Annotated in this window: 17 protein-coding genes; 8 read left to right on the top strand and 9 right to left on the bottom strand. The window is 42.4% G+C overall.

The genetic code is table 11. The features are described from left to right. Nucleotides 1–90: 90 nt before the first annotated feature. A complete protein-coding gene (locus NSQ76_RS04440) occupies nucleotides 91–282 on the bottom strand; it encodes an SE1561 family protein (RefSeq protein WP_012009274.1) in 192 nt (63 codons plus the stop codon). Between the two features lie 146 nt (nucleotides 283–428). Between NSQ76_RS04440 and yfkAB the strand changes: the two genes are divergently transcribed. The 3 genes from yfkAB (at nucleotide 429) to NSQ76_RS04425 (ending at nucleotide 3,334) form a co-directional block, all read left to right on the top strand. Beyond that, entirely contained in the window at nucleotides 429–1,550 is a 1,122-nt protein-coding gene (gene yfkAB, locus NSQ76_RS04435; protein ID WP_024425845.1) for a radical SAM/CxCxxxxC motif protein YfkAB, read from the top strand. Between the two features lie 7 nt (nucleotides 1,551–1,557). Further along, nucleotides 1,558–2,394, top strand: coding sequence for a mechanosensitive ion channel family protein (locus tag NSQ76_RS04430; RefSeq protein WP_025093505.1), 837 nt, complete (start codon nucleotides 1,558–1,560; stop codon nucleotides 2,392–2,394). A 220-nt stretch (nucleotides 2,395–2,614) separates the two neighbouring features. Next, nucleotides 2,615–3,334: a YebC/PmpR family DNA-binding transcriptional regulator gene (locus tag NSQ76_RS04425; RefSeq protein WP_341052681.1), complete on the top strand. Its 720-nt coding sequence runs from the start codon at nucleotides 2,615–2,617 to the stop codon at nucleotides 3,332–3,334. 356 nt (nucleotides 3,335–3,690) lie between these two features. Here NSQ76_RS04425 and NSQ76_RS04420 read toward each other — a convergent pair whose 3' ends face one another. The 3 genes from NSQ76_RS04420 to NSQ76_RS04410 form a co-directional block, all read right to left on the bottom strand. After that, nucleotides 3,691–4,473: a YfkD famly protein gene (locus tag NSQ76_RS04420; protein ID WP_024425268.1), complete on the bottom strand. Its 783-nt coding sequence runs from the start codon at nucleotides 4,471–4,473 to the stop codon at nucleotides 3,691–3,693. A 67-nt stretch (nucleotides 4,474–4,540) separates the two neighbouring features. Next, nucleotides 4,541–5,608: a calcium/proton exchanger gene (gene cax / locus NSQ76_RS04415; protein WP_034623163.1), complete on the bottom strand. Its 1,068-nt coding sequence runs from the start codon at nucleotides 5,606–5,608 to the stop codon at nucleotides 4,541–4,543. A gap of 65 nt (nucleotides 5,609–5,673) precedes the next feature. After that, nucleotides 5,674–6,051, bottom strand: a complete 378-nt coding sequence (locus NSQ76_RS04410) for an OsmC family protein (protein ID WP_341052679.1) — start codon at nucleotides 6,049–6,051, stop codon at nucleotides 5,674–5,676. Between the two features lie 75 nt (nucleotides 6,052–6,126). Between NSQ76_RS04410 and NSQ76_RS04405 the strand changes: the two genes are divergently transcribed. Together NSQ76_RS04405 and NSQ76_RS04400 are read left to right on the top strand one after the other, a co-directional pair. Beyond that, nucleotides 6,127–7,290 carry an MFS transporter gene (locus NSQ76_RS04405; RefSeq protein ID WP_024425270.1) on the top strand — a complete coding sequence of 388 codons (1,164 nt, stop codon included), beginning with the start codon at nucleotides 6,127–6,129 and terminating at the stop codon, nucleotides 7,288–7,290. Nucleotides 7,291–7,306: 16 nt separating this feature from the next. Then, nucleotides 7,307–7,813: a GNAT family N-acetyltransferase gene (locus NSQ76_RS04400; protein WP_034623158.1), complete on the top strand. Its 507-nt coding sequence runs from the start codon at nucleotides 7,307–7,309 to the stop codon at nucleotides 7,811–7,813. 207 nt (nucleotides 7,814–8,020) lie between these two features. Here the strand turns inward: NSQ76_RS04400 and NSQ76_RS04395 are convergent, their stop codons facing one another. From NSQ76_RS04395 to NSQ76_RS04385, 3 genes are read right to left on the bottom strand one after another with little or no spacing between them, the layout of a single operon-like run. After that, on the bottom strand, nucleotides 8,021–8,839 hold the full coding sequence (locus tag NSQ76_RS04395; RefSeq protein ID WP_024425272.1) for a YihY/virulence factor BrkB family protein: 819 nt from the start codon (nucleotides 8,837–8,839) through the stop codon (nucleotides 8,021–8,023). A 27-nt stretch (nucleotides 8,840–8,866) separates the two neighbouring features. Further along, complete coding sequence (locus NSQ76_RS04390; RefSeq protein WP_135032903.1) at nucleotides 8,867–9,190, bottom strand: YtxH domain-containing protein; 324 nt, start codon at nucleotides 9,188–9,190, stop codon at nucleotides 8,867–8,869. Nucleotides 9,191–9,210: 20 nt separating this feature from the next. Further along, entirely contained in the window at nucleotides 9,211–9,681 is a 471-nt protein-coding gene (locus NSQ76_RS04385) for a low molecular weight protein-tyrosine-phosphatase (RefSeq protein WP_024425273.1), read from the bottom strand. 173 nt (nucleotides 9,682–9,854) lie between these two features. Here NSQ76_RS04385 and NSQ76_RS04380 point away from each other — a divergent pair, with 173 nt between their 5' ends. Continuing rightward, on the top strand, nucleotides 9,855–11,210 hold the full coding sequence (locus tag NSQ76_RS04380; RefSeq protein ID WP_024425851.1) for an alanine/glycine:cation symporter family protein: 1,356 nt from the start codon (nucleotides 9,855–9,857) through the stop codon (nucleotides 11,208–11,210). 77 nt (nucleotides 11,211–11,287) lie between these two features. Further along, nucleotides 11,288–11,503 carry a DUF1128 domain-containing protein gene (locus NSQ76_RS04375; protein WP_003214000.1) on the top strand — a complete coding sequence of 72 codons (216 nt, stop codon included), beginning with the start codon at nucleotides 11,288–11,290 and terminating at the stop codon, nucleotides 11,501–11,503. Between the two features lie 106 nt (nucleotides 11,504–11,609). Here NSQ76_RS04375 and NSQ76_RS04370 read toward each other — a convergent pair whose 3' ends face one another. Beyond that, the gene (locus NSQ76_RS04370) at nucleotides 11,610–12,128 is read right to left on the bottom strand and encodes a type 1 glutamine amidotransferase domain-containing protein (RefSeq protein ID WP_024425275.1); all 519 of its coding nucleotides are present in this window, start codon (nucleotides 12,126–12,128) and stop codon (nucleotides 11,610–11,612) included. Nucleotides 12,129–12,382: 254 nt separating this feature from the next. On the opposite strand from NSQ76_RS04370, the gene NSQ76_RS04365 reads away from it, so the two are divergent. After that, entirely contained in the window at nucleotides 12,383–16,675 is a 4,293-nt protein-coding gene (locus tag NSQ76_RS04365; protein WP_341052671.1) for a multifunctional 2',3'-cyclic-nucleotide 2'-phosphodiesterase/3'-nucleotidase/5'-nucleotidase, read from the top strand. 86 nt (nucleotides 16,676–16,761) lie between these two features. Here NSQ76_RS04365 and NSQ76_RS04360 read toward each other — a convergent pair whose 3' ends face one another. Further along, entirely contained in the window at nucleotides 16,762–17,196 is a 435-nt protein-coding gene (locus NSQ76_RS04360; RefSeq protein WP_034623148.1) for a hypothetical protein, read from the bottom strand. Nucleotides 17,197–17,221: the final 25 nt, after the last annotated feature.

The raw sequence follows: 17,221 nt of genomic DNA, 5'->3' as shown, positions 1-17,221 counted from the left end.
CCCGGTTTTTCTTCTATTGTGCAGAATAAGACCGAGACTCATACACCGATTCACCTGCCAATTTAAAGAAAAAAGCCCGCATCGCGCGAGCTATTCTTCCTTCCAATCGTTTTTAAACCGTTCATATTTCGCTTCCAGGTCATCAATCATCTGGATCAGTCTGTCTATATCCTCAACGTCTGTTGATTCGGGATCTAATGAATCAATCACATTCATAAACATATCTAATCGGTTCTTTAAATAATCAACCTGCTGCTCTTTGCTGTCTGCTGCCTTACCCATCGATACACTCCCTTTAGCATTTGTTTATAGCTTATCTTTTTTTCCCTTGCAAATCAATTGTGTCCCCCTTGCGTATAACCGTGATGAGGCTTAAAATTAACTGTTGGCGGGTCTACGTTTGCCCGAATGAAAAGGAGATAGATACCATGAACCAAAAAACAGCACTTCGTCCGATTACACCTGCATACGACCCCTGGGAAGCCTATCTCGATGTGCAGGATTACGGAGAAATGAAGCTGACAAATATTGAATTTACGACAACAACACTGTGTAACATGAGATGCGAGCATTGTGCGGTCGGCTATACCTTACAGCCTAAGGATCCGAATGCGCTGCCGATTGATTTGTTACTTCGCCGTTTAGATGAAGTTCCGCTTCTGCGCTCACTTAGTATTACAGGCGGAGAGCCCATGCTTTCTCTTAAATCTGTACGGGAATATGTCGTCCCTTTATTAAAGTATGCCCATGAACGCGGCGTCCGTACACAGATCAATTCAAATTTAACCCTTGATTTGGCCCGGTATGAAGAAATTATTCCATACTTAGATGTCCTTCACATTTCACATAACTGGGGCACTGTCGAAGAGTTTGCAACAGTCGGCTTTGCCATGATGGATCGAAAACCAACCTTTGAGCAGCGCGAGAAATTATTTAACCGCATGATTGAAAATAGTCAGGCACTTGTCAAAGCGGGCGTAACCGTATCCGCTGAAACCATGCTGAATAAGCGTACGCTTCCATATATCGAACACATCCACCGGCAAATCGTCGAGGAAATGAAATGCCAGCGCCACGAAGTTCACCCGATGTATCCAAGTGATTTCGCCAGCGCCCTTGAATCATTGACGCTTCCGCAAATGCGGGATGCGATTCATCAGCTGCTTGATATTCGTGATCAAAACACCTGGATGCTGTTTGGCACCCTGCCGTTTTATTCATGCAGCACAGATGAAGAAGACCAGCGACTCCTCAACCGATTGCGCCAGGAGAAAAATGTCACGGTACGAAATGACCCTGATGGACGTTCACGGTTGAATGTGAATATTTTTGATGGGAATATTATTGTGACAGACTTTGGCGATACACCGCCGCTTGGAAACATTGCAACTGATACATTGCAATCAGCCTATACACGCTGGATGAACACAAAATTAGCAAAAGAACTGAATTGTCATTGCCCAAGCGTGCAGTGCCTCGGTCCGAATGTTCTAGTGAAAAACAGCTATTATCAAGATGTTGATTTTACTTCTCGTACAGCCAGGGGGTAACCGATAGATGGATGATACATTTCTGACAGTGGTCAAAAATAAATATATTGAAATTCTCCTTGTTGGACTCGTTCTTTGGCTTGCCGTCTTTATGATTAACAAAGCCCTTCAAATTTTCTTTAAACGAACTGAGTTTATAGAGGACAAGAAGAAGAAAACGATCGAGAGCTTGGTCAAATCGGTCACGCAATACACCGCTTCGATTTGCTTTGTGCTCTATGTCATTTCTCTGTTCTTTCATGACTTTGGGAAAATTCTTGCGGGTGCTGGTGTCGCTGGGATCGTCATCGGTTTTGGCGCACAGACGCTGATTCGTGATATTTTAGCAGGCGTTTTTCTTATCTATGAACGTCAGATTCATAAAGGGGATTATGTGACGGTGAATAACCTCTTTAATGGAACCATTGAAGAGATTGGTCTCCGCTCTCTGCAAATTAGAGAATGGAGCGGCAAGCTGTTAACCATTTCTAACGGAGATATCCGGCAAATCCAAAACTATAACATGCACTACATGCGGATTACGGAATCTGTGTTAATTAGCGCGAATCAAAACCCTGATATCGCCTTTCAAGCACTTGAATCAGCATGTGACAATTTAAATCAAATGCATCATGATTTTCTTAAAAAAGATGAATTCCAAAACGCCATTGAACCCTTTCAGGTTCATGGAATTATGGGCTTGAATAAGCTGAATCGCGGGATTGAAATCACAGTAAAGGGAATGGTCGAAGACGAAAAATACTTCGAAGCCGCCCTTGCTGTGCGAAAAGAAATGATCAAACAACTTCATCAGCATGATGTCAAATTGCTTGAGGATCTCGCTTACCCTCAGCCTGCAAAATAACCTCATTTATGATGGGGTTATTTTTTATATACAAGTTGCCGGGCTGACTCGGGCTTGCGAGAAACTTGGAACAATTAAACATTCGCTAACAATTCTTTTCATTTCAGCCCTCTTACTTCTATCCTCTTGACTGATTCATGTATAATAGATAGCAGAATGATTTCATGCAGCATGGGGACCCTCATACTGTGTATTTTCTAAGTGAAAGAGAGTGAATAAGATGGGTCGTAAGTGGAACAACATTAAAGAAAAGAAAGCATCAAAGGATGCCAGTACAAGTCGTATTTACGCAAAATTCGGGCGTGAAATCTATGTGGCTGCCAAACAAGGTGAGCCAAACCCAGAATCAAACCAAGCACTTCGTTTTGTCCTAGAACGTGCAAAAACATATAGTGTCCCAAAACATATTGTGGATCGTGCCATTGAAAAAGCCAAAGGCGGTGCGGAAGAGAACTTCGATGAGCTGCGCTACGAAGGATTTGGTCCAAACGGATCAATGGTCATCGTTGATGCCCTCACCAATAACGTGAACCGTACAGCTTCAGATGTTCGAGCAGCATTTGGGAAAAACGGTGGAAACATGGGCGTAAGCGGCTCTGTTGCCTACATGTTTGACGAAACAGCTGTCATCGGTGTCGAAGGGAAAAGCGAAGAAGAAACGCTTGAGCTTTTAATGGAAGCAGACGTTGATGTACGTGACATCATGGAAGAAGATGAAACGGTGATTGTGTACGCTGAACCAGATCAATTCCATCAAGTACAAGAAGCATTCAAACAAGCCGGCGTAGAAGAATTCACTGTCGCTGAAATTACGATGCTCCCTCAAAACGAAGTGACATTAGATGAAGAATCGAAAGCACAATTTGAAAAGCTGATCGATGTTTTAGAAGAGCTTGAAGACGTGCAGCAGGTTTATCATAATGTGGATTTAGGGGAATAAAAAACTTAAGCCATAGTAGTCGTTGAGTTCATTCAACTTCTACTATGGCTTTTTTATTTTCTCAAAAAAATGTAATATATGTATAAGATGTCAATGTCTACAATTTCCAAGGAGATGAGTTTCATTTTTAAAACATGGTGGTTTTCTTATTATGGATTTATGATCATCCCTTATTTTGGCCTATGTCTTACTTTCAACAACTTACCGATATTGACTAAAGTTATCTTCTTTCTTTTTATCATTTGGTATTTATATAACGCCTTTGACTTTTACAAAAATGAACTAAAAAGAAAAAAAGAGAAACCCTATTAGCAAAAAACAGTCATCTCCTCTATTGATAAGAGGAGATGACTGTTTTAATTCATCCCTTGAAACCCAAACGTCAAGTGATCCTGAACAGGTATCCAAGCTCCGATTCCTTGTGAGGTCACGTTTTTTACGACGAGTTTTCGTTTATTTCCTTTTAGCACAAGGTACACTTCTCCGTATGTGACCTTACCTTTTTCGTTAATCGCTGGTGCATAGGCATGAAGCGATGCTGCTTTTTTCGGAGAGACGTGGTATGACTGATCTCGTTTTGTTCCTGCACCAATCACGGTGTCAAAAGCGAGGGGCAGCTTTGTTTTTTGAATCGCTTTTTGCATCATCAATGTTTTCACATCTTCTGGGTTCGGCACTTTTGCTGTGAGCCCGCCGCTTACTTTCACTTGCTGCTTTTGAACGTATTTTCCAATGGCTGTTTTGTTGCCGCCTCTGTTATCAATGTGGTTCGTATTCACTTTTTTGTATTCCCAGTTGGCGACCGTTTCGTTTGAATCGTAGCTCAGCGCCCACCTTCCGAGGAAAATGGTCGCACGGTATCCAACAGCTAATGGCGTTCCTGAAATGCTGGATTCATTCAGCATTTTAATCAAATGAGTATTCTCAATCGGTACACTTGTTGTTTTGAACAATTCAGCCGTCAGCTCGCTCGGCTGGAGCAGCGGCTGATCCTGTGACGCGTTTGGATACGTATTCTCCTTGGAGATACTGGCGACAGAGGATGGCACTTTAAATGGCTTTGCCGCCTCCGCTGGAAAGCTGTATAGAAAACTTAAGGATAAGAGAACAACAAACATGATGCGGAGCATCTTTTTCATATCATCACTCTTTCTCATTCATTTTTCCATAGTATTTTCCGCAAAGACGTCCCTTATCCACAAAAGATTATAAAAGGAAAAATCCAATCGCCATAATAAAATAGGCAGCGAGTAATGTGGCGCCTTCAAACCAGTTTGTATCCCCATCATTTGATAAAATGACCGTGAGCAGCACAGAGGATGCCATCGCAATGAGCTCTGGCAAGGAGAAAATGAGCGGCATCTGCTTATCAAAAAATAGCGAGCTGATGACAAGGATTGGCGCGACCATCATGGCAACCTGAAGCGTGGAGCCAAAGGCAATTTCCACTGCTACATCCATTTTGTTTTTATACGCCATGATAACAGCTGAGGCATGTTCTGCGGCGTTGCCGACGATGGCCACAATAATGACACCGATAAACAGCTCACTCCAGCCAAACTGTTCTCCTACCGTATCAAATGTATGAACAAGGCGCTCTGAAATGTACGCAACTGCGATCGTCGAAAGTAGCAAAATCACGGTGGCAAACTTCCCAGACCATTCAGGTGTTTCTTCTTCCGTCTCCGCTTCACCTTGCCCGCTCTCCTGCTTGGCAACATAAACACCGCGGTGGCTGACTAGTTTGAAATAAAGCGCCGCAACATAAAGCAAAATCATCACAATGCTGATCCCAATGCTTAAAACAAACTGTTTATTCTCTGCCATCTCCACCGAAAACACTTCTGGAACGACAAACGCTACAATGATGGCAAACATGAGCAAGCCTGAATTGTGCCTTGCATCATGGACATTGAACACTTGGCGCTTATATTTTAATCCGCCAACAAAAAAAGACAGCCCCGCCACAAGCAGTAAATTTCCGATGACTGATCCAGTTAATGAAGCAAGTACAATGGCCGTCAGTCCTTGCTTTAAGGCAAAAAACGATATGATTAATTCCACTGCATTTCCGAAAGTGGCGTTTAAAAGTCCGCCAATTCTAGGTCCCGCAATGATGGCAAGACTTTCTGTGGCTCTTCCCATAAAACTAGCAAGACCAATAATGGCGATACAATAAACGGCAAACATGATGACCTGCGGGAAATGAAGAAAACTGCCAATCACCGATAGCGGAACACCGATTGCGACAATTACAAGAAACAAACGATTCATACAGCCATTCTCCTTTACATATGTCTGACTGTTATTCTTTCGTGAGTACCGGCATCGTATACATTTTAGATTCGCGCGTGTGAGAAAGTGATATCAATACTCCCTTTCACAGACTGCACCATAGAGCAATGCTTCAATGCAAGGGTGATCACTTTATCGATTTGTTCATCAGATGTATTGATGTCTTCAAATAAGATATGTAAATGAATGCAGGAAATTTTGTTTACAGCTCCTACCCTTGTCGTTTCAGGTGTGATCGTCAGCCCTTCATAGGATATTCGCTTTTTACGGCATACATGAATAAGCATTTCTCCAAAGCAGCCTGCAACGGCTGAGGTGAATAATTGAGATGGGCGGAACCCCAGTTCTTCTGTTCCTGATATAGGCAGCTGCCTGTCCTCGATATGTGCGATCCAATGATCCTTTTTGTATGTCAGCGTCATTCGTTTTCCACCTTTCTATTGAAACCCCTATGGTTCCATTGTACGATGAAAGCATGAACTTGTAAGGAGCATCTTATGTCGAGAATTCACTTTATGATTTTAATTTTACTTGTATCCGTATCTGGTTTTTCACAGGGTGCATTACTTCCTGTCATTTCCATTATCTTTGAACATGCCGGTACTTCTCCTACGTTAAACGGACTGCATGCCACAGGCTTATATCTCGGTGTGCTGCTTGCGTCTCCTTTTATGGAAGCACCGCTTCGCCGGTTTGGATTTAAGCCATTAATCGTCATTGGAGGCGCCGCTGTCTTTTTAAGCTTATTTAGCTTTGTGTTTTTTGAATCTTATGTCGTCTGGTTCTTCCTCCGGCTCATGATCGGGATTGGTGACCATATGCTGCATTTCTCTACACAGACGTGGGTGACCTATGCTTCATCATCAAGAAATCGCGGACGAAATATTTCATTGTATGGATTATCATTTGGACTCGGTTTTGCCGCCGGCCCTTTTTTAACGCCGCTCATTGAGATCAATCCAGCCTTGCCTTTTATTGTTTCTGGTGCAGTTAGTTTATGTATTTGGCTGCTTGTGTTTGTTTTAAAAAATACATATCCAGATACAGGCGAAGTGCAAACGTCAGAGCAGACAAACAGTTTAAAGCGCTTTAAAAAGGCCTTTCAATTTGGCTGGGTCGCCTTTATGATGCCATTTTGCTATGGCTTTTTAGAAACAACGCTTAACAGTAACTTCCCTGTGTATGCACTCAGAAGCGGTGTGACAGTAGATGCGGTTGCATTTATTTTACCTGCGTTTGCCATTGGGAGCATTGTCTTTCAGCTTCCTCTTGGGATGCTCAGTGACCGGTTTGGCAGGCGCCGCATCATTTTATGTGTGACACTCGCTGGATCATTCTTTTTCCTTTTGGCAGGAATTTTCATTCAATCCGTTCTGGCTGTAGCTATCTGTTTCTTTATTGCCGGAATGGCTGTAGGCTCTACCTTCTCACTTGGCATCAGTTATATGACCGACTTATTGCCAAAGCATCTGCTTCCCGCCGGGAATTTGATGTGCGGAATGGCGTTTAGTGCAGGCAGTATTCTCGGGCCGGTACTCGGAGGATTCTTTGTGCAAACGTTTGAAGGAATGAATTTACTTTACCTTGTCAGCATCGTCATATTATTTGTGTTTTGCTGCGTTCGATTTGGGAGAACGCAGGCAGTGCTGGAAAGTCACTAAAATGGGGGATCAATCGTTGTTTACATATCACATCACAAATGAATTGACTTTGGCATCTCTACAATTAGATGATGCCGACTCACTATTTAGCCTTATTCAAAAGAATAAGGCCCATTTAGGGGAGTGGCTGCCTTGGGTTCATCAATGCCAAAGCGTAGAAGCTGTCAAAACGTTTATTCAATCAACTCAAACCACCTACAATGAACAAAAAGGGTTGGAAGCTGGCATTCAGCTGAACGAGCAATTAATCGGTGTGTTCCGTCTGACATTTAATCAACAATTAGGCAATATCGGTTATTGGATTGATGAAGACGCGCAAGGACAGGGCATTGTGACAACCATCGTCAAATCTATGACAGAAACCTTTGCTCCTAAAGTGGATGGATTTGAAATTTTTTGTCCTGCTGGCCATGTCAGAAGTGAACGTGTAGCAATAAACGCAGGATTTCAGCATGATCCTCATTACCAGTCAAAACCTGATACAGCTTTTATCCTTAAGCGATATATACGATTGTCGAAATAAAAACTCCCCTGCACCTATGCAGAGGAGTTTTTTCATTTAATGATAACCATTTTGCCCGTTTGCACTGCCGCTTGTTTTGTGCTTTGGCTGATGGCCTTTGTTTTGTTTCGTGTTGCTTCCGCCTTTTTTCGATTGTTTGGACATATGTGATTCCCCCATCCATCAAGATTGAACATGTTCGTTCTTCTTTAGGATGCCCGGATTTCTTCACACCTTGCCTGGTACGATTTTACGCTTATGTAAAAGCGCATTGAGCTCCCCGCCAAGGATAATCATGATGCCGGTTAAATAGAACCAGATCATTAAAATAATGATTCCCCCAATACTTCCGTACATCGCACTGTAATTCGCAAACTCGCCTACGTAAAATGAGAACAGCATGCTCACCAAAATCCATCCAATTGAGGCAAAAATGGCGCCTGGCAGAACAAATTTCAATTTCAGTCTAATGTTTGGGGCGAAATAGTACAAGGCTGTAAACACAATCAATAAAATCAGCGGGCTAATGATCCACCTCATGGCCGTCCAAATGGTGAGAAAGGCATCTGACTGCCCGACTAATTCAGCGAGAAATAAGCCAAGTTCTTTTCCAAAGACAGGCAGCATTAAGGCAAAAATAATCGTAAGAACCATTGCTATGGTTAAGATGATTGATGTTAAACGTACGAGAATGAAGGAACGATTTTCCTCAACTTCGTAAGCATGGTTAAATGCTCTGACGACGGCATTAATCCCGTTAGATGCAGACCAAAGGGCGGCAATAATCCCGAATGACAGCAATCCGCCGTTACGGCTGTTCAGTGTCTCTTCGGCAATGGATTCAATCATCGAAAGCGCTCCTTCTGGCGCATAACCAGAGATGACGCTTAGGACATCCTTCGACGTCAGTGGCAAATATCCAACGAGTGTCAGCACGAAGATGAGAAACGGAAATAATGAAAGCAAAAAGAAGTAAGCAAGCTCAGCAGATTTTGCCGGTCCTTCATGCAGCAAAAAGCGTTCAATTAACGCTTTAATAAAACCCATACGCCTCATCTCCAATGATCAATCTTTCTATTTCGATCGAAAGTGATCCTTTGTTTCTTCAATAATCTCTAATACTTTTGGGGTTGTTTCCTTTAACTGATTGACTTGTTCATTTAAAAATGACAAATCATCTGAGACTGTTCGCATCAGCTGCTTCGTTTCTTCCATTTTTTCTTTCATACAAGCAGAAATTCTGGCTGGCTCCTGACGGTATTCCGCCAGCTTTTCCTGACAGTCATCCCATTTGTCTTTGAGCGCGATTCTCGTTGGCCGATGAAATAATGTCAGCAGTGCGCCGCAAGCTGCTCCTATCATAGCTCCTCGAAGCATGATTTGATTTTTCTCTTCCATCTCGTCTGATCTCCTTTCAGTTAAAGGTGTTTCTCTTTTTTTACATACGTCAAAAAACGATCAATTCCTTTTTCAATTAAATCATGTACTTCCTCAAAGTTTCCAGTGTAATAAGGGTCTGGCACATCATCTCGATCGTCGTCTTCAACAAAGTCAAGAAGACGGCCAATAAAGTGATGTTTCCCATAGCCGGCTATACTGCGAAGTGCCCCTACATTTTCAGCATCCATCGCAATGATATAGTCGTATGCTGTGATGTCCTCATCTATGATTTGTCTTGCGGACATCCCTTCATAGCTGATCCCTTTTTCATCAAGCAGCTTTCGTGTTCCTTCATGCGGAGGACTGCCTTGATGCCAGCCGCCAATGCCTGCTGAATCAATGACAAAGTGCTCGCTTAGCCCCTCATCTTCTACTCGTTTTCTAAACATGGCCTCTGCCATCGGTGACCTGCAAATATTGCCAAGACATACGAATAATACATGAATCATCCTTCATTCTCCTCCTATCTTTTCCCTAAGAACTGCTTTCGAAAACCTTTTCTCTATCATATCAAGCCCTTTTTCTTTTGAAAACTTTGCAAGAAAAACTCCCATCGGCATTGACACATTATACAAAAAAAGGTGACACTTTAGGAGAAATAAACAAATAAAGGGGGATACATATGGGATGGGTAGAACAGATTGTCAGCAGTATCAATGATGTATTATGGGGACCGCCGCTTTTGTTTTTGATCGTGGGGACAGGGATTTACCTTACCTTTCGCGTGCTCTTCATTCAAATTAGGCTGCTCCCCTATTCGCTTAAGCTGGCATTTTCAAAGCAAGATAAGACATCAGAAGGTGATATTTCTCACTTCCAAGCATTAATGACAGCCCTTGCTGCAACGGTTGGAACGGGAAATATTGTAGGGGTCGCCTCTGCTGTCATTGCCGGCGGACCAGGCGCTGTGTTTTGGATGTGGTTTGCAGCGTTCTTTGGAATGGCGACTAAATATGCTGAAGCTGTTCTCGCAGTGAAATACCGTGTCAAAAATGAAAAAGGGGAAATGTCCGGCGGGCCGATGTACTATTTGGAGCATGGCTTGAAGCAAAAATGGCTAGGGGTGCTGTTTGCTATTTTTGGCGCCACGGCTGCATTTGGGATTGGGAATCTCGTGCAGTCAAATTCTATTTCTGGTGTCATGAATTCAACCTTTCAGATTCCAACATGGATCACCGGCATTATCATTACAGTCTTTACTGCCCTCGTGATTTTAGGCGGGATTAAAAGCATTGGCCGTGTGACGGCTATTTTTGTACCGGTCATGGCTTTATTCTACGTCATTTGCGGACTGATCATTCTTGTCATGAATGCGGATCTTGTCCCAAGTGCCGTCGGGCTCATTTTTACGGATGCATTTACAGGCCAAGCCGTTGCAGGCGGTGCGATCGGAACCGTAATCCGCTGGGGTGTGGCGAGAGGGGTATTTTCCAATGAAGCAGGTCTCGGTTCTGCACCAATCGCTGCTGCTGCTGCAAAAACAGATATGCCTGCTCGTCAAGCGCTTGTGTCAATGACGCAAGTCTTTATTGATACGATGATTGTTTGTTCCATTACAGGGATCACAATTGTCATGGCCGATATGTACGTCACAGAAAAAAGTGATGCACTCACCTCGTTATCCTTTGCTCATTTCCTTGGTCCAATCGGCTCAATCATTGTTGCAATCGGCTTACTTTTATTCGCCTATTCCACCATTATTGGCTGGTCCTATTATGGCGAAAAATGCTTTACATATTTGGCGAAAGATTCATATGTGATGTATTATCGTGTTGTGTTTGTTATTGCTGTCTTTTTCGGTGCCGTGTTTAAGAATGATTTCGTCTGGGGCGTAGCGGATATGCTAAACGGACTGATGGCTGTTCCTAACTTAATCGGCCTCATCGGTTTGTCAGGAGTTGTCGTGTTTGAATCTAAACGAATCATTGATAAGATCAAGCAGGAGAAAAAGGAGAAAAACATCTCGGTGTCGTCTTAATAGCCCTTTTATTCTTTTGCTTTTCTGTTAAAATAGACATATTATTCAACACATATGCAGGAAAGGACGTGCCGCCCTTGTCAGAGCAAAAAGCGGCTGAAGTCAATCAGCTGATTGAAGACATTTCGCAAAAGTTAAATATGCTGAACATTGGAGTCATCAAAGCCGAGGACTTCAGTCCAGACAAGTACGAAGATATTGAATTTCTACACCAAATGGTGATGAAAAAATCTTCATTCAGCCCAAGTGAAATGCAAGCCATCGCAAGCGAGCTAAAAAACTTAAGAAAATAATCGTGCAAAGGAAACTGGATTCGGTTTACGCCGCTTTCTTCCATCCATGCACAGAAAAAGCCAGCACCCCGCAAGGTGCTGGCTTTGTTTATCCTGTCAAAACTGCTTATTTTGCGAGCAGTTTTAATGATTCACGGTTAAATGCTGGAATGTCATCAGGTGTACGGCTTGTCACAAGCTGATCCTGACAAACAACAACTTCTTCATCTTTGAATTTTGCGCCTGCGTTTTCCATATCTACTTGAATGGATGTATAGCCAGTCGCGCCTCTGCCTTCCAGTGTCTTTGCTGTAATGAGCAATTGCGGTCCGTGACAGATCGCAAATACTGGTTTTTTCTCGTCCATAAATGCTCTTGTGAACTGGACATAGCGGTCATCTGCACGCAGAATGTCTGGTGAGAACCCGCCAGGAATCAGAAGTGCATCGAAGTCTTCAGGCTTCACGTTATCAATGGACGCATCCACTCTCACTTCTGCTTCTCCTTGCTTCCCTTTTACTGTTTTTCCTTTTTCGTTTTCAATGACTGTGATCTCATGGCCTGCATCTTTAAAGGCTTTTGCAGGCTCGGTGAATTCAACATCCTCAAAGTAATCTGTTAATACAACTGCAATTTTCTTACCCATGTAGAAACCCTCCTGCTTGATTATCGTTTACACTACACACTATACCCGGGTACATTGAAATCAAACATCCTATCCCGATCAGATAACCCCTTATGATGAAAATAAGCATTTAGACTTATTTATATTTCCTCAACAAGGTAATTCGTATGATTTATGTTATCTTTACAATAATCTGCAAAAAATAACTACAAAAGTTAACGAAACATTTCTACAATAGGTATTGTGGTCAAAAAAATTAGAAAGGCGGAGATCAGGTGAAGAAGCAAGCACATAGGTCTAAACGAAGGAAAAACCTGTCTATTCTGCTCACTTCCATTATGATGATTAGTCTCATTCTCCCAGCAGTACCTACTCATGCAGCAATAGAAAACGGCGATGCCGTAAAAGTCAGCATCTTAGCCACAACGGATGTTCATGCGAACATGATGAATTACGATTATTACAGCGACAAAGAAACAAATGAATTTGGTTTGGCAAAAACAGCCGAGCTGATTGAAAAGCACCGTTCACAAAATCCAAATACACTCCTTGTTGATAACGGAGACCTGATTCAAGGAACCCCTCTTGGAGAATACGTTTACAAAAATGAAAAAGACAGTATCATCAATCAAACAAAGGTTCACCCCATTATTCATACACTCAACAAACTAAAGTACGATGCAGGAACACTTGGCAATCATGAATTTAACTACGGATTATCATTTCTTGATGGTACTATTGCCGGGGCTAACTTCCCGATTGTCAATGCGAACGTCAAAAAGTTAAATGGAGAACACCGTTTTACGCCTTATGTGATCCAAGATAAGACCTTTAAAGATGCAAACGGAGCTTCCCAAACTGTGAAAGTCGGTTACATAGGATTCGTTCCACCACAAATTATGACGTGGGATAAGAAGAATTTAGATGGACAAGTTCAAGTGCAGGATATCGTCGAATCTGCCAATGAAACCATTCCTGAAATGAAGGAAAAAGGGGCAGATATCATCGTCGCTCTTGCCCATACAGGGATTGAAAAAACCGCTTCACCTAAAGGATCAGAAAATATGATCTTTGACCTTGCCACAAAAACAAAAGGCATCGATGCGATCGTGTCCGGTCACCAGCACGGCACATTCCCAAGCGCTGAATATAGCGGCGTCGACAAATTCGATGTCTCAAAAGGAACCATCAACGGTATTCCAGTCGTCATGTCAAAAAACTGGGGAAGCTACCTCGGAGTCATTGATTTAACATTAGAGCCTGACGGCAGCAAATGGAAGGTCACAGATGGAACAGGAAAGATTGAATCTGTTGCAGGAGTCACCTCTCAAAACAGCACTGTGAAAGATGCCATTCAAACAACGCATCAAAACACACTTGAGTATGTGAGAAAACCTGTTGGTAAAACAGAAGCAGACATTAACAGCTTTTTTGCTCAAGTGATGGATGACCCTTCTATTCAAATTGTGACAGATGCACAAAAATGGTATGCACAAGAAAAAATGAAGGACACGTCATACAAAAACTTACCGATTTTATCTGCAGGCGCCCCGTTTAAAGCCGGCGGCCGAAACGGTGTAAATTATTATACAAATATCGCAAAAGGTGATTTAGCAATTAAAAACATCGGCGATCTCTACCTTTACGATAACACCGTGCAGATTGTCAAACTGAAAGGCAGTGAAGTGAAAGACTGGCTCGAGATGTCTGCTGGACAGTTTAATCAGATCAAACCAAACAATTCAAATGAACAGCCTATTTTAAACGAAGAATACCGCTCGTATAACTTTGATGTGATCGATGGTGTCACCTATCAAGTCGATGTGACGCAGCCTGCTAAGTACAGCACAACAGGCACTCTTGTTAATGCGAATGCAAACCGCATCAAAAACCTGTCCTACAATGGGAAACCAGTCTCTGACAATCAAGAATTTTTAGTCGTAACGAACAACTATCGAGCTTCTGGCGGCGGGGGCTTCCCGCATCTGACGCAAGATAAAGTGGTGCTTGCCTCAGCTGATGAGAACCGCCAAGTGCTGATGGATTATATTATCGAACAAAAAACCATCAACCCAAGTGCGGATCAAAACTGGTCCATTGCACCAGTCAAGGGCGCAACAGTCACATTCGAATCTTCTCTTTTGGCTAAGCCGTTTGCTGAAAAATCAAGCAGCGTAGATTTTGTTCGTAACGCCAGCACAGATGGTCTTGGCGTGTACAAGCTAGCCTTTAAAGAGGATGGCACAACAGAACCGCCTGCATCAGATAACTGGAATTTAACGGTGATGCATACAAACGATACACACGCACACCTTGATGATGCGGCAAGACGTGCAACAAAGATTAAAGAAGTTCGAGCCGAAAGCAAAAACAACATTTTATTAGATGCTGGAGATGTCTTCTCTGGTGACCTATATTTCACAAAATGGCAAGGACTTGCCGACCTAAAACTGATGAACTTAATGAAATATGATGCCATGACGTTTGGTAATCATGAATTTGACAAAGGTCCTTCTGTTCTTCGTCAATTCCTGACAGGTGATGCATCAGATGTAGATGCGAAAAACCGTCATCAATTTGAAAAGCCTGCATTCCCGATTGTGTCATCAAACGTTGATGTCTCTAAGGAAAAACAATTGAGCGGCTTAGTGAAAAAGCCAGCCACATTCAAAGCTGGTGAGAAAAAAGAAGCTGGGATTTACCCATACATCCTGCTTGATGTAAACGGTGAGAAGGTGGCTGTATTCGGCTTAACGACTGAAGACACGGCCATTACGTCCAGCAGCGGTCCTAACATTCAATTCAAGGATGCATACAAGAAAGCAAAAGAAACAGTCAACACGATTCAAACAAAAGAAAAAATCAACAAAATCATTGCTTTAACACACATTGGCTATAACCGTGACCTTGAGCTTGCTCAAAAAGTAGACGGGATTGATTTAATCATTGGCGGTCACACGCACACCCTTGTTGAAAAATTAAAGGTCGTCAATAAGAAAGAACCAACGATTGTCGCACAGGTAAAAGACTACGGACAATTCTTAGGAAAAGTAGACGTGGCCTTTAATCAAAAAGGAGTCGTACAGCCAAAGGAATCTTCTTTTGACCTCATCACCATCGATGACTCTGTCAAAGAAGATGCCGATGCAAAAGCGATCCTCGATCAGTACAAGGCAGATATTCAAGATTTAAAAACGGAAAAAGTCGGGTCTACCGATGTCCTCTTAGATGGACAACGCGAGCATGTCCGTGCGAAGGAAACGAACCTTGGGAACTTTATTGCTGACGGTATGCTGAAAAAAGCACAAGAATCTGCTGGTGCTGATCTTGCCATCACAAACGGCGGTGGTATTCGAGGCAGCATTGAAAAAGGAGATATCACATTAGGTGATATTTTAACGGTCATGCCATTCGGAAACACACTCTATGTCGCAGATTTAAAAGGCAGCCAAATTAAGAAAGCACTCGAACAAGGGCTTTCAGGCATTGAGGAAGGCGGCGGCGCATTCCCTCATGTAGCCGGCATTGAATATACGTTTACGCTGAGTAAACCAGTTGGCAGCAGACTCATTGATGTCAAACTGAAAGACCAAAACGGCAAACTAACAAACATTGATGATCAGAAAACATACCGCGTGGCGACAAACGCATTTGTCGGCACAGGCGGAGATGGCTACAGCGTCTTTACAGAAGCCTCTCACGGCGAAGACTTAGGCTATGTTGACTATGAAATCTTCAAAGAGCAAATTGAACAGGCAGACGGCGGGCATATTTCTCCTGTCATCGATCATCGAGTGAAAGAAGTGTTCCTTCCGCGTGCGAAAGGAAAAGGCGCCTATGACATTCAAGATGATGAAAAATTCCAAACGTATGTGCAGCATACAAACAAAGCATTGCTCTATTTAGACAAAGCGAGCGAAGCGAAAAACGTTCAATTGTCTCTATCAAAAGCGCAGGTAGCCGAGCTGAAGAAAAGAGAGCAAGATCCAAACGTCACCATCTATCATGACAAAGTGGGACTCGTATTACCGCTCTCTAATTTGTCCGAAAATAGCGCAGATATATGGATGAAAAAAACGAATAAGGTGAAAAATGCATTAACCGATACGTATGATTTCCAAATCAAACAAGATCAGAAAAAGGTTTCTACCTTTAAAGATCCTGTCACACTATCCTTTACATTAGATGAGCCTCAAAAGGCGAAGAAACCTGGTGTATATTATGTAGACCGCAAGAAAAACCGTTATGCCAAAACAAGTAACGGATCGTTCGAAAATGGGGTCGTATCAGGTCAAACTGAACACTTCAGCGAATATACCGTACTCAACCAAAGCGGGGCAGCTGGAACAACGCCAGATCAAACTGGCGGAGACGGCGGTACATCAGGGCCAGGCGGAGGTACAGGTACAGATCCAAACCAAGATGGAACCGGACTTCCAGGCGGCACACTGCCTAATACAGCAACGATGATGTATACAGCTGTATTGATTGGTGTACTTATGCTTGCCTTAGGCGGTATCCTATATTACTACCAGCGCAAGCGTACAAGAAAAAATGTATCATCCTAAAAAAGGACAGAGCGTATGCTCTGTCCTCATATTGTTGACAAAGGGCTAAAATGATCTTGATTTTAGCCCTTTGTCTTCTTTTCATCTCAATCTTGGGATAAATAAATCCAATTGCGCTTATCAAATTCTTTCACATTATCTGATCCTATATGACGCAGCATTCTATTGAAGAACGTGATATCATCTTCATCATCGATGGCATATAAATCCTCTTGAACATAATCTCTTATAATAAAATTCGTTAAGTTCGTATTATTCACAAAATCAGCAAAATAATTCTCTACAAGAGTTAAATCCTCTTCACTTAACTTTTCATCATTAATAATTGAAATATGAAACACATTCAAAATCGCTTGTATATCTTCTTCATCCATATAACATAATGGATCTAGTTTTCGATCTTCTTCCGTAAACGGTTTTCGAGTATCTTCAATAATCACGTAACATAATATTCGATGATCTTTCATCACGCTAAAAATTTCTAAATCCCGTAATTTTAGTGGTCGATTCAGTCTAATCATTTTTCCTCCTATAAATCATTTCTCC

The sequence above is a fragment of the Bacillus sp. FSL M8-0256 genome, from assembly GCF_038005765.1.
GTDB classification, from domain to species: Bacteria; Bacillota; Bacilli; order Bacillales; family Bacillaceae; genus Bacillus; species Bacillus safensis.
The sequence above is the reverse complement of the archived record's forward strand: the minus strand, read 5'-3'. Positions and strand labels throughout refer to the sequence as shown.

Coding starts and splice junctions, on each gene's coding strand:
- NSQ76_RS04440 (WP_012009274.1), bottom strand. CDS start 282: ATGGGTAAGGCAGCAGACAGCAAAGAGCAGCAGGTTGATTATTTAAAG.
- yfkAB (WP_024425845.1), top strand. CDS start 429: ATGAACCAAAAAACAGCACTTCGTCCGATTACACCTGCATACGACCCC.
- NSQ76_RS04430 (WP_025093505.1), top strand. CDS start 1,558: ATGGATGATACATTTCTGACAGTGGTCAAAAATAAATATATTGAAATT.
- NSQ76_RS04425 (WP_341052681.1), top strand. CDS start 2,615: ATGGGTCGTAAGTGGAACAACATTAAAGAAAAGAAAGCATCAAAGGAT.
- NSQ76_RS04420 (WP_024425268.1), bottom strand. CDS start 4,473: ATGAAAAAGATGCTCCGCATCATGTTTGTTGTTCTCTTATCCTTAAGT.
- cax (WP_034623163.1), bottom strand. CDS start 5,608: ATGAATCGTTTGTTTCTTGTAATTGTCGCAATCGGTGTTCCGCTATCG.
- NSQ76_RS04410 (WP_341052679.1), bottom strand. CDS start 6,051: ATGACGCTGACATACAAAAAGGATCATTGGATCGCACATATCGAGGAC.
- NSQ76_RS04405 (WP_024425270.1), top strand. CDS start 6,127: ATGTCGAGAATTCACTTTATGATTTTAATTTTACTTGTATCCGTATCT.
- NSQ76_RS04395 (WP_024425272.1), bottom strand. CDS start 8,839: ATGGGTTTTATTAAAGCGTTAATTGAACGCTTTTTGCTGCATGAAGGA.
- NSQ76_RS04390 (WP_135032903.1), bottom strand. CDS start 9,190: ATGGAAGAGAAAAATCAAATCATGCTTCGAGGAGCTATGATAGGAGCA.
- NSQ76_RS04385 (WP_024425273.1), bottom strand. CDS start 9,681: ATGATTCATGTATTATTCGTATGTCTTGGCAATATTTGCAGGTCACCG.
- NSQ76_RS04380 (WP_024425851.1), top strand. CDS start 9,855: ATGGGATGGGTAGAACAGATTGTCAGCAGTATCAATGATGTATTATGG.
- NSQ76_RS04370 (WP_024425275.1), bottom strand. CDS start 12,128: ATGGGTAAGAAAATTGCAGTTGTATTAACAGATTACTTTGAGGATGTT.
- NSQ76_RS04360 (WP_034623148.1), bottom strand. CDS start 17,196: ATGATTAGACTGAATCGACCACTAAAATTACGGGATTTAGAAATTTTT.